This is a genomic window from Pseudomonas sp. ARP3 (assembly GCF_001029595.1).
Lineage (GTDB): Bacteria > Pseudomonadota > Gammaproteobacteria > Pseudomonadales > Pseudomonadaceae > Aquipseudomonas > Aquipseudomonas rhodesiae.
This window is the reverse complement of record NZ_LEKF01000013.1, coordinates 71,609-83,583: the sequence shown is the minus strand read 5'-3', so window position 1 is coordinate 83,583 and position 11,975 is coordinate 71,609. Positions and strand designations below refer to the sequence as shown.

10 protein-coding genes are annotated in these 11,975 nt (G+C 63.7%); 4 read left to right on the top strand and 6 right to left on the bottom strand.

Translation table 11 applies throughout. The features are described 5' to 3' along the window. Positions 1–63: 63 nt before the first annotated feature. Genes ABX75_RS16325 through ABX75_RS16300 form a run of 6 tightly spaced genes read right to left on the bottom strand, consistent with a single transcriptional unit; the run spans position 64 to position 5,751 of the window. A complete protein-coding gene (locus ABX75_RS16325) occupies positions 64–996 on the bottom strand; it encodes a phosphatidate cytidylyltransferase (protein ID WP_034101582.1) in 933 nt (310 codons plus the stop codon). A gap of 1 nt (position 997) precedes the next feature. Next, on the bottom strand, positions 998–1,618 hold the full coding sequence (locus ABX75_RS16320; protein WP_034101581.1) for a 1-acyl-sn-glycerol-3-phosphate acyltransferase: 621 nt from the start codon (positions 1,616–1,618) through the stop codon (positions 998–1,000). 9 nt (positions 1,619–1,627) lie between these two features. After that, positions 1,628–2,071 carry a hypothetical protein gene (locus tag ABX75_RS16315; protein ID WP_040266648.1) on the bottom strand — a complete coding sequence of 148 codons (444 nt, stop codon included), beginning with the start codon at positions 2,069–2,071 and terminating at the stop codon, positions 1,628–1,630. After that, positions 2,061–3,359 (bottom strand): phosphatase PAP2/dual specificity phosphatase family protein, encoded by a 1,299-nt coding sequence (locus ABX75_RS16310; RefSeq protein WP_034115501.1) that lies wholly within the window; start codon positions 3,357–3,359, stop codon positions 2,061–2,063. Before ABX75_RS16310 ends, ABX75_RS16315 begins: the two co-directional genes overlap by 11 nt. Positions 3,360–3,361: 2 nt before the next feature. Further along, entirely contained in the window at positions 3,362–5,116 is a 1,755-nt protein-coding gene (locus ABX75_RS16305) for a bifunctional alpha/beta hydrolase/class I SAM-dependent methyltransferase (RefSeq protein WP_034101578.1), read from the bottom strand. Between the two features lie 11 nt (positions 5,117–5,127). Next, entirely contained in the window at positions 5,128–5,751 is a 624-nt protein-coding gene (locus ABX75_RS16300; protein WP_047882295.1) for a CDP-alcohol phosphatidyltransferase family protein, read from the bottom strand. A 270-nt stretch (positions 5,752–6,021) separates the two neighbouring features. Here ABX75_RS16300 and hflK (ABX75_RS16295) point away from each other — a divergent pair, with 270 nt between their 5' ends. The 4 genes from hflK (ABX75_RS16295) to ABX75_RS16280 are packed head-to-tail and all read left to right on the top strand — an operon-like array spanning position 6,022 to position 11,863. Continuing rightward, positions 6,022–7,947: a protease modulator HflK gene (gene hflK / locus ABX75_RS16295; protein WP_047882294.1), complete on the top strand. Its 1,926-nt coding sequence runs from the start codon at positions 6,022–6,024 to the stop codon at positions 7,945–7,947. Between the two features lie 9 nt (positions 7,948–7,956). Next, a complete protein-coding gene (hflC, locus tag ABX75_RS16290) occupies positions 7,957–8,949 on the top strand; it encodes a protease modulator HflC (RefSeq protein ID WP_177329689.1) in 993 nt (330 codons plus the stop codon). Then, entirely contained in the window at positions 8,946–9,980 is a 1,035-nt protein-coding gene (gene hflK, locus ABX75_RS16285) for a protease modulator HflK (RefSeq protein ID WP_034115497.1), read from the top strand. Before hflC ends, hflK (ABX75_RS16285) begins: the two co-directional genes overlap by 4 nt. Continuing rightward, the gene (locus tag ABX75_RS16280) at positions 9,977–11,863 is read left to right on the top strand and encodes a cation-translocating P-type ATPase (RefSeq protein ID WP_047882293.1); all 1,887 of its coding nucleotides are present in this window, start codon (positions 9,977–9,979) and stop codon (positions 11,861–11,863) included. The genes hflK (ABX75_RS16285) and ABX75_RS16280 overlap by 4 nt, the downstream gene beginning before the upstream one ends. The last annotated feature ends 112 nt before the right edge of the window (positions 11,864–11,975 follow it).

Below are 11,975 nucleotides of genomic sequence, written 5' to 3'. Positions count from 1 at the left end.
CAAAAAGTGGGAGGGTTTTACCCCTCCCACTTTTTGATTATTAGCTGTTTAAGTGCGGTGATGTCAGGTCCACCAGTAGCGCACCAGATGAAAAAAAATCGGCGCCGCAAAGCACACCGAATCCAGCCGATCCAGCATACCGCCATGACCTTCGATCATATGCCCCCAGTCCTTCACCCCCCGGTCGCGCTTGATCGCCGACATCACAATCCCGCCGGCGAAGCCGAGCAGATTGATCAGCAAGGCGATCAGGAATGACTGCCACGGGTTGAACGGCGTGGTCCACCACAACGCCGCGCCGATCAGGGAGGACAGCAGAATCCCGCCGACGAAGCCTTCCACGGTTTTGGACGGCGACAGGTTGGGCGCGATCTTACGTTTGCCGAATAACTTGCCGCACACGTACTGCAGCACGTCCGACAGTTGCACCACGATCACCAGGTAGGCGATCAGCAGCAAGTTGCGGCCTTCGTAGCCGGGAATGTCGAGGGTCAATAGCGCTGGCACGAACGACACGCAGAACACCGCGATCATCAGCCCCCACTGCACTTTCGACGCGCGCTCCAGAAAGTGCGTACTGTCGCCGCCCAGGGACGCGAGGATCGGCAGCAGCAGGAACACGTACACCGGGATAAAGATCGAGAACAAGCCGTACCAGTCCGAGTAAATCAGCAGGTATTGCAGCGGCAGCGCCAGGTAGAACGCGGCCACCAGCGCGGGGTAGTCGCTGCGTCGGGTGGGCGTGAGGGTCAGGAATTCGCGCAGGGCATAGAACGACACGGCGTAGAACAACAGGATCACCGCGCCGGTGCCGAGCCAGAAGGCAATGCCGATCACCACCACCATCACCCACCAGGCATTGATGCGTGCGTTGAGGTTGTCGATCACCGCGTTTGGCGTGCCACGGGTGCGCAGTTTGAGGATCAGCCCGATCAACGACGCCAGCACCAGGATCGCGCCGATCCCGCCGAACAACATCAGGGTTTGGCTAGGCATATCAGAAATGCTCCGGGGCGAGGGCGAGCAAGGCATCGCGGGTACGGGCGAGGAACGTGGCTTTGTCTTCGCCGTCCTCCAGGTGCAGCGGTGCGCCGAAGCTGGTGGTACACAGCAGCGGCAGCGGCAGAACGCGGCCCTTGGGCATGACCCGGTTGAGGTTGGCTATCCACACCGGTACCAGCTCGGCCTGTGGGTAACTTTTTGCCAGGTGGTAGAGGCCGCTTTTGAATGGCAGCAGTCCGTCTTCCAGATTGCGCGTGCCTTCGGGAAAAATGATCAGTGAATCGCCGCCCTCAAGGGCATCGAGCATCGGCTGCAAGGGGTTATCCACAGGCTCTTTGCGCTCCCGATCAATCAGCACGCCATTGAATACGCGGTTGATGATGTAGCGACGCAGGGCGCTCTTGTTCCAGTAGTCGCTACCGGCCACGGGCCGCGTGAATGCGCGCAGATTTTGCGGCAGCGAGGCCCACAGCAGCACAAAGTCGCCGTGGCTGCTGTGGTTGGCGAAGTAGATACGTTGCACCGGCACCGGCGCGCAACCCAGCCACAGGCTGCGGGCGCCGGTGACGGTGCGGGCCATGGAGGTAATCAGCGTGGCAACCACAGGTTCGAACATGGGAATTCCTTATCCGGCAAAAGGCAGCCAAGGGCTGGCGAGGATCACGGCCAGGGTCAGCAGGGCTTGCGCGCCTAGCAACCAGGCTTGTTTGCGCAGCAGTTTGAGGGCGCCGCGACGGCGCTCGGCCCAAGGCCGGCCGGCGCGCTTGGCCGATTGCAGGCCCAGGCTTTGCAGTGCTTGGTCGAGGTCGGCGGTGCGTTCGGTGTCACGGGCCAGCAACGCAAACAGGTCTGCATCGAAGGCCACGCGCAGCGCCCAATACTTTTGCAGCAAGCCAAGAATAATCATCCACAGGCTGAGCAACAGGCAAATCGGCGACACGCTGGCCATCAGCAATTGAGCGAGGCCGAACAATACACCGACCAGCGTAAGGCCTGTGGATAACTGATCCAGCGAGCGGCCACGGCGCAGCAGGCTTGCGACGATCTGGAGTTCCATATCAGCGGGCAAGGGGCAAACCCTCCAGGGCTAAACGGTGAGCAGGATGCAGGACCACTTCGGCCCGCGCTGTACGAATCATAGCCAGCGCCTCATCCACCGTTGCGGCGCGCCCGCTGTTTAGCAACCAGGCGGCGACGGCGGTGGCGCTGCGCGAATAACCCAGGGCGCAGCACACCAGCAATGGGCCGTCGTCGTGCAAACGCTCGATGGCCTGGGCCGCTTGCAGGCACTCGGCGGGTGTGGGCGTGGTCAGGTCCAACACCGGAATGCACTGATAGGCACGGCCCTGTGGATGAATCGGTAACTCTGCGCATAGATCGACGATGGCGTTGAAGGAAGTTTGCTCGCCAGTTGTGGGAATTCGCCCGAGCCAGACGTTATCCACAATCAGATCCGGCTGGGGATGTTTGCGTGTCCATAGCCGCGAATTTATCCACGCCCCGGCCAGGTAAGGGGCGTACAGCCAGCGAGCGGCTGGCGTCAGTCGACCATCGCTGCGTTTTTGAAAACCGGCAGCGCCCAGCACGCAATAGTTCGTACTGACCAACCCCAGCGACACCGCCGGCCACAGCAGCCATAACCAGCCGCCGCCAAACGCCAATGCCAGTATTGCCAGGGCCACGGCCATCAGCCCGTAGCGCAACCCTAAATGCCAGCGCTTAGGGTCGCGGGCCAGGTGGGCATTCAGCAGCGGGCTCGGGTGCTCCACCGGCCACAACCACACGCACAGCCAGCCGGCAAGGGCGCCTGTGGGTAAGTCGATAAAGTGATGTTGATAAGTAGTCAGTACGGAAATACCGATCAAGGCAAACCAGCCATGTACCACCCAGCGCCACACGCCTTGAGCGTGCCGCTGGTACATCACCCACAGAATCACCAGCAGCGCGATATGCAGCGAGGGCGCCTGGTTGAAGGGTTTGTCGAAGCCCGCCAGTACGGCAAACAACCAGCCGAATACGCCATCCAGTTCGGGCCGCTCGAAGGTGAAGCGCAGCGGCCAGATCAAAAAGCAGCTGACAGCGATGACCTGGGCGGACAGCAAGCGCAGGGCGTGTTGTTTCAATTCATGGCGGCTGTTGGGCAGCAGCAGGGAGAAGCCATACAGCAGGTCAATGGACCAGTAGGGCACGATGGTCCAGGCCCAAAAAGGCATATGGCTTTCCCAATCGAACACCAGTGTGCCGACATCGCTGCGCTGGCTGGTGACCCATGTGGCAAAGCCGTAGGTGCTGAAAAACAGCGGTGCCAACAGTAGCAGCCACAGAACGGCAGGCTTTAACAGGCCGGGTTCGCGCATGATCAGATCTTCTGGGCCAGGGACACGGTGAAAATGCCCCACTCATCCACGCGCTGGGTAATTTTGCGGAAACCGGCGGCTTCCACCAGCTGGTCCATTTCCGCCTGGCTGCGCCGACGCATGACCCAGGCCTGACCCTGGCGATGGCTGGTCAGCGCGCGGGCGATCAGCTCCAGCTGCGGGTGCCATGGCTGGCCGGTGTAGACCAGATAACCGCCAGGCTCCAGCGCCTCGGCCAAGCCGGCCAGCGAGCCGCCGACCATGGCGTTATCGGCGAACAATTCGTACAGCCCGGACACCACGGCCAGGGTCGGCTTGGGTTCCAGCGCCGCCAGATCCTGGCGGTCAAACGCGTCGCCTTTGACGAACTGCGCGATATCCCCCAGGCCCTTTTCGCGGATCAGCGCGCCACCGTCGCGCACATTGATGTCGCTGTAGTCGCGCAGCAGGATTGATTCCGGCAGCGGTGTCACCCCTTGCAACGCCTCCAGAATGTAACGGCCATGGCCGGCGGCGATGTCGACGATGCGCACCGCGCGCTGTTCATCGCGCAACCTGGTCATGGCCAGGCGCAGCAGTTCTTCGACGTTCAACTTGCGTTGGCGAATGCCGCGCCAGCCGATGGAGTTGAGGTAATTGGTGTCGATCATCCGCCCCAGGGCGCCTTTGCCGGTGGGGGTGTTGCGGTATACGTAATCCAGGGTGCTGCCCGAGTCGAAACCGGTGTCGAAGCCCAGTTTGACCCCTTCGGACAGGTTCTTGCCCAGGCCCATGCTGGCGCGGGTCATGCGCCAGTAAAGGTCACGCAGGGAGTTGCGCGGCAGCGGTGCGGCGAGGGCTTCGGACTCGGCGCAGGTGGCGCCCAGTTTGTCGGCATCCAGCAGCGAAGCGCGGTCCAGCGGTTGGGTGAAGTTCTGCAGAATAAACCGCCGTGCGCTGCTCACCGCCACCGCGCGGTCGCGTTCGCCGAGGGTGTCGTGAAAGAAACCGGGGAGGATATGCAGTTCTTTTTTCAGGCTGCCGAGGCGGTCGAAAAACTGCTGCTGGGGTTTGCGGTGCACCACGAAGTCGGCGCCAGACACCAACAACTGAGTCGGCACCTGGATCGCCTGGGCGTCGGCTACTACCCGGTCGGCAGCTTCGTACAGGCCCAGCAGTACGTTGACCGAAATCGCCTTGGTGATCAGCGGGTCGCTGTCGTAGGACGCCACGCGCTCCGGGTCGTGGCTGAGGAACTTGGCCTTCACATAGCTGTTGACGAAAAAGTTGCCGCGAAACTTGCGCATCAAGGCCAGGCCCGGCCGCGCGAACGGCACATACAGCTTGACCTTGAACGCCGGAGAGGCGAGCACCAGCGCGCGGATTTTCGGCGCGTAATCATGTACCCAGGTGGCAGCGATCACCGCGCCGACACTTTGGGCGACCACGGCGAAGTTCTCTTGCTCGATGCCGTAGGTGACGCCGATATGGTCGCAAAAGGTCTGCACATCGCGAGCACTGGTAGCAAAACTGGGGCTGTCGCCGCGTTCGCCGGGTGACTGACCATGGCCACGGGCGTCCCAGGCGAAGAAGTCGAACTGAGGCAAGTCGAGTTCGTCGACCAAATGCGCGATACGCCCCGAATGCTCATGGCCGCGATGGAACAACACGATTGCCTTACGCGGCTCGCCGCCCGCTGGGGCGGTGGCCGGCCAGTGCCGATAGAAAAGCTCGACGCCATCATGGGTACTGAAGGTGTGCTCTTGCTGTTCGCGCATCGCAGAATCCTTTATGCAGAAGGGGAGGTGGTTTGAGCTTCTTTAATGCCTTGGCGCACACGGTTAACCAGGGTGTAGGCCAGCAGCGCGGCGACCAGCCACATCACCGTGTCGACCCAAACGGCCCCCAACCAGCCGAGCGCCACACCGGTGGCCAACACGCCCAGCACAAAGGCCCGGTCGCTTTTGCCCATCGGCCCGTCGTAGCGGCGCGATGCACCGACCATCGGGCCCAGCACGCCGGCGTATTCGCTGAACACCGCCAGCAACGTCACCAGCAATACCGGCGCCAGGCTGACGCCGGGGATCAGGGCAAACGGCAGGATCAGCGCGCTGTCGGCGATCACGTCGCACAGTTCATTGAGGTACGCACCCAGGCGCGACTGCTGGCCGAATTCCCGCGCGAGCATGCCGTCGATGGCATTGAGCGCCATGCGCAGGATCATCCACAGCGGGATCAGCGCAAACAGCCACAAGTGTTGGGCGAAGCCGGCGATCAACAGGCCGACCAGCAGTGAAATAACACCTGCCAGCACGGTGATCTGGTTGGCGGTGGTGCCGTTGTCGTAGAGGCGCTGCACGAGGGGACGCAGCAGGTTTTGAAACCGCGGTTTGAGCTGATAGATCGAAATCATGGGAGGTGACGCTTCCTTGTCCGTGAGCCCGCTGGAGTGTGCCGATTATTCCGGGCCTACACCAGTGATAGCGCGTGTTTATGGGGGGTTAATCACGCTCTTGACTGACACTCAACGGTGGGAGGGGGGCTTGCCCCCGATAGCTGCCTGGCAGTCGATGCGTGTGTAGGCTGACCCCACCTCATCGGGGGCAAGCCCCTCCCAAAGCGAACAAAAATTTCACGCTCTGTGTTATATCGTAACGAATTGTGTACGAGCAGGCGTGTTGGGATGCAAGTGGATCTAGAAGCTGACGGCGCCTCGGTGGAGGGCCTGCCGCGTTTTCAGCAGGGGCTGTTCCATGCCCGTCGATTGCGCCAGGCCGGTATCAGCCTGACGGTGCTGGCGGTGACCGGCTGGGTACTGGCGTTGTTTGTCGCGCTGTTTGCGCCGCTGTCGATCTGGCCGGTGGTGTTGATCAATTGCGCTTCGGCGTTGCTGGTGCTGGTGGCTGGGTTGCAATCGGCATGGTGGGTGGCGGATTGGCGCGCGCAGGCGCTGGAGCCGACGACGGCTGAGCCCATCGCCTCCTCCGAGGCGCCCAACGGCTGGTCGGCGCGGCTGTTCGAGCGCTTCGGTAGCGGGCTACTGGCGCAGGTGGGTACGCCGGTGTTGTGGCTGTGCGGTTGGTCGCTGCTGGCGCTGATCAGCGTGGTGGAGTTCTGGAACCTGACGTTGCCGGCCGCCCAGGTCGGCCAATCCGCCAGTATCGGCGCAGCGCTGGCCTTGGCCCTGGCATTTGGCGTGCTGGTGTTCGAGCGTCGGTTGGCTCAGGAAACCGCCGCGCAATGGCCAGAAGCCGCGCAGCTGGCGCAATTGTGCCGGGTGGCGATCGGTTGCCTGGTGATCAGTGCGGTTTGCCTGCTGTTTGCCAGTGAGGCATCGGTGTGGCCGCTGCGTCTGGCGACCCTTATTGGGTTGTTGCCGGTGCTGGTGGCGCTGGAGTTTTTGCTCAGGGCCGTGCTGTCGCTGTTCAGCCCGCGCCAGCCACGGCTGGAACCGCGCCTGCTGGCGCAGAGCTTTATCGCCAATCTGCTGCGTTGGCCGCCGCGCCCGTTGCTGGCGCTGCAGCACGAATTGCACAACCGCTTCGGCATCGATCTGCGCCAGATCTGGGCATTTACCTACATGCGCCGAGCGTTTTTACCGGTGTTGCTGGTGGTGCTGGCGATTGGTTGGGCGTTGACCGGTGTGCATGAAGTCCCGCTGCAAGGCCGTGGGATTTATGAGCGCTTCGGTAAACCGGTCGAGGTGTTCGGCCCCGGGCTGCACGCCGGATTGCCCTGGCCATTAGGGCGTGTGTTGCCGGTGGAAAACGGCGTGGTGCATGAGCTGGCGACCAGCGCCAGCGACGCCGCTGCCCCGGCACTGGCGCCCGCCGAAGGGCCGCCGCCGCTGATTGCCAATCGTCTTTGGGACGCCAGCCATGTGAACGACAAATCCCAGGTCATCGCCAGCCGTCGGGGCGACACCCAGGGCTTTCAGATCGTCAATATGGACGTGCGTTTCGTCTACCGCATCGGCCTCAGCGACCAGGCTGCGCTCGCCGCTACCTATAACAGCGCGGATGTGCCGACGCTGATCCGTAGCACCGCCAGCCGCATCCTCGTGCATGAGTTTGCCTCGCGCACCCTTGATGAATTGCTCGGTGAGCAGCGCACCCGCCTGGCGGATGAAATCGGCCGCGCCGTGCAAGCAGATTTGCAGCGTCTGAACAGCGGGGTGGAAATCCTTGCCACGGTGGTGGAAGCCATCCACCCGCCGGCCGGCGCCGCCAACGCCTACCACGCCGTACAGGCCGCGCAGATCGGAGCCCAGGCCCTGATTGCCCGCGAACGCGGCGCCGCCAGCGAGCAGACCAACCAGGCCCAATTGCAAGCCAGCACCGCCCGTGACCAGGCCCAGGCCAGCGCCCGTGAAGTGAATGCCGCCGCACAGGCTGCGGACCTGCGTTTCACGGCCGAACAAAAGGCCTATGCCACGGCGGGCCGGGCGTTTGTGCTGGAGCAGTATTTCAGCCAGCTCAGCCAGGGCCTGGCTCACGCCAAGTTGCTCATTCTGGATCACCTTCTGGGCGCCGATGGCGCGCCGACCATCGATCTGCGTTCTTTCACTTTGCCGGCCGACCCCATGGCGCCGCGTAAAGCCGTGCAATAAGGAGTCTGTTTGTTGAGCGCTCATTCCCACGATCACGGTCATCACCACGGCCATCATCACCACCATCACCATGGCGAGGAGCACGCCGCCGGGCCGATCCCTTGGCGGCGCATGGGCTGGGCCGCGTTGCTGGTGCTGTTTGCGCTGGCGGCGGCAAGCCTGGTGCAGGTGCGTTCCGGCGAGGCCACGGTGATCACCCGCTTCGGCAACCCGTCGCGGGTATTGCTGGAGCCTGGCCTGGGCTGGCGCTGGCCGGCGCCGTTCGAAGCGGCGATCCCGGTGGACCTGCGCCTGCGCACCACTTCCAGCGGTTTGCAGGATGTGGGTACGCGCGATGGCCTGCGCATCATCGTGCAGGCCTACGTGGCCTGGCAGGTGCAGGGTGACGCCGAGCATGTGCAGCGCTTTATGCGCGCGGTGCAGAACCAACCGGATGAAGCCGCGCGGCAGATTCGTACGTTTGTCGGTTCGGCGCTGGAAACCACCGCCGCCAGTTTCGACCTGTCCAGCCTGGTCAACACCGACGCCGGCCAGGTGCGCATCGCCGATTTCGAGGCGCAGTTGCGCCAGCAGATCGATCAACAATTGCTCGCCACGTACGGCGTGCGCGTCGCGCAGGTGGGGGTCGAACGGCTGACCTTGCCGTCGGTGACCCTCACCGCCACCGTCGACCGCATGCGCGCCGAGCGTGAAACCATCGCCACCGAACGTACCGCCGTGGGCAAGCGTGAAGCGGCGCAGATCCGTTCGGCCGCCGAGCGTGACGCACGGATCGTGCAAGCGGATGCCACGGTCAAGGCCGCCGATATCGAAGCCCAATCGCGGGTCGAAGCGGCGCAGATCTACGGGCGCGCCTACGCCAGCAATCCGCAGCTATATAACCTGCTGCGTTCTCTCGACACCCTGGGCACGGTGGTCACGCCGGGCAGCAAAATTATCCTGCGCACCGATGCCGCGCCTTTTCGCGCGCTGGTGGACGGGCCCAAGGATGTTCAGCCATGACCGAGCGTGGCAGCCCGGACAGCCCCTGGATCCAGGCCGGGCGCTTGACCTTTATGGCGCTGTACGCGGTGACGGTGCTGGCGGCGTTGGCCTGGGCGTTTTCCAATGTGCGTCAGATCGACCCGCAGAATCGCGCGGTGGTGTTGCACTTCGGCGCGCTGGACCGCATCCAGAATGCCGGGTTGTTGCTGGCCTGGCCGCAGCCGTTCGAACAGGTGGTGTTGCTGCCGGCGGCGGATCGCGTGATCGAGCGTCGGGTGGAAGGGTTGTTGCGCTCAGACGCGGCAATCCAGGCCGACCGCGTGGCCAGTTTCGCCACGCCGCTCAGCGACGCCCTGGCCGGTTCCGGTTATCTGTTGACCGGCGATGCCGGCGTGGTGCAACTGGATGTGCGGGTGTTCTACAAGGTCACCGAACCCTATGCCTTTGTATTGCAGGGCGAACATGTGCTGCCCGCGCTGGATCGCCTGGTGACCCGCAGCGCGGTGGCGCTGACGGCGGCGCGGGATCTGGACACGATCCTGGTGGCCCGCCCGGAATTGATCGGCAGTGACAACGGCGCCGCCGAACGCCGCGAGCGCTTGCGCGGCGATTTGGTGCAAGGCATCAACAAACGCCTGGCCGAGTTGACCGCCAGCGGGCTAGGCCTGGGTATCGAAGTCACCCGTGTGGATGTGCAATCGAGCCTGCCGGGCCCAGCGGTGAATGCGTTCAACGCGGTGCTCACCGCCAGCCAACAGGCCGATAAAGCCGTGGCGAATGCGCGCACCGAAGCCGAGAAACTCACCCAGGCTGCCACTCAGCAAGCCGACCGGTTGGTGCAAGTGGCCCACGCCCAGGCCAGCGAACGCTTGGCCAATGCCCAGGCGCAAACCGCTACGGTGGCCAGCCTGGCCCAGGTCAAAGATCCTGGCCTGCTGTTGCGCCTGTACCGCGAGCGTCTGCCGAAAATACTTGGCCAGGCCGGCTCCGTGACCACGGTCGATCCTAAAGACGATTCCCGCTTGATCATCCAGGGAGCCGAACAATGAGCGCACCCATGCTGACGTCCGCCGAGCAGCGCAGCGCAGCGCGGCAATTGACCCTGGCGATGCTGGCGCTGGGCTTATTGATCCTGGGCTTGGTGTGGCGCTGGCTGGCGCCGGACCAGAGCGGGGTGAGCCAGTTGCTGCTGGGCGTGGCCTCGCTGCTGGTGGCGGTGCCGGTGATGCGTTCGGCCTGGTACAGCCTGCGTTTTCCCAGCCTGCATGGCATCACCGACCAACTGATCGCCTTGGCGATGCTCGGCGCCTGGGCCACCGGCGATCTGCTGACCGCGGCGTTGCTGCCGATCATCATGATTTTCGGCCATGTGTTGGAAGAACGCAGCGTGATCGGCTCCCAAGAGGCGATCCACGCCCTGGGCAAGCTGACCCGCAGCCACGCGCGGCTTGTGCAGGCCGACGGCAGCATTCAGGAAGTGGACAACGGCACGCTGAACACCGGCGATATCGTCGAAGTGCGCGCGGGCGACCGGGTGCCAGCCGATGGCGTGGTGCTGTCGGGCCAGGCCAGCCTGGACACGGCGCCCATCACCGGTGAATCGGTGCCACTGGAGGCCAGCGCCGGTGTGCAGGTGTTTGGCGGGGCGATCAATCTAGATGGCTTGTTGCGTCTTGAAGTGACGCGTACCGGTCATGAGTCGACCTTGGGCAAAGTCATTGCATTGATGCAGAACGCGGAACGCTCCAAGCCGCCGATCACGCGGCTGCTGGAGCGCTATGCGGGCAGTTACATGGTGCTGGTGTTGCTGTTGGCGGCGGTCACCTGGTTTGTGACCAATGACGCCCAGGCGATGCTCGCCGTGCTGGTGGCGGCGTGCCCGTGTGCGTTGGTGTTGTCGGCACCGGCCACGGCGATTGCCGGGATTGCCGTGGCGGCGCGCCATGGAATTTTGATTCGCAGCTCGGCATTTCTAGAGGAATTGGCGGACCTGACGTCCCTGGTGGTCGACAAGACCGGCACCCTGACCTTTGGCACCCTGCGCCTGCAATCCATCGAAACCACTGCGCCTGATCGGCAGGTGTTGCTGAACTTGGCAGCCAGCCTGGGCTCGGCCAGCAGCCATCCGGTCAGCCGGGCGTTGGCGGGGTTGGCGACGCAGGAACAGATGTGGGTGTTGACCGACATCCGCGAACGCCAGGGCCTGGGCGTGGTGGCACAGACCGAGGAGGGCGAAGCGGCTTTGGGACGCCCTGAGTTGTTCGAGCAATTGGGCATCGTGACCACCGCCGTGCCGACCCATGACGGCCCGATTGCCGGGTTGGCGCTGAACGGGCAATTTCTGGCCTGGCTGCTGCTGGCCGACAGCGTCAAACCGGAGGCCCGCCAGGCCCTGCAAGAGCTGCGCGAGTTGGGCTTGGGGCGTCAGTTGCTGCTCACCGGCGATCGCCAGAGTGTCGCCGACAGCCTGGCGTTGGAGGTGGGCATCAGTGATGTCGCCGCCCAGGCGTTGCCCGAGGACAAGCTCAACCGCGTGCTGGCCGAGATCGATAGCGGCTTCCGGCCGATGGTGGTGGGTGACGGCATCAACGACAGCCTGGCGCTCAAGGCCGGGGTGGTCGGCGTGGCCATGGGCGCGGGCGGGGCGGATATCGCGCTGGCCTCGGCGGACGTGGTGCTGATCGGCAGCGATCTGCGGCGCTTGGGCACCTGTGTGCGCTTGAGTCGCCAGTGCCGGCAGACGTTGCAGGTCAATGTGATCATCGGCCTGGGCTGGACGCTGGCCATCGTCGTTTTCGCGGCCTTCGGCTGGCTGGGCGCAGCGGGGGCGATGATTGCGGCGCTGTTGCATAACCTCAGCACGCTACTGGTACTGGGTAATGCCGGGCGTTTGCTGCGGTTTCAGGAGCCGCTGCTGAAACCGGAAGAATAAATTTTCAGAAATACATGCGAGCGGCTGTAACGCCGATGGGGGGCCTCACTCTAGTGGCATGTCAGGACCGAGCGCAGTGCTCGGCCGACTTCCCAACTGAACAATGAGGATG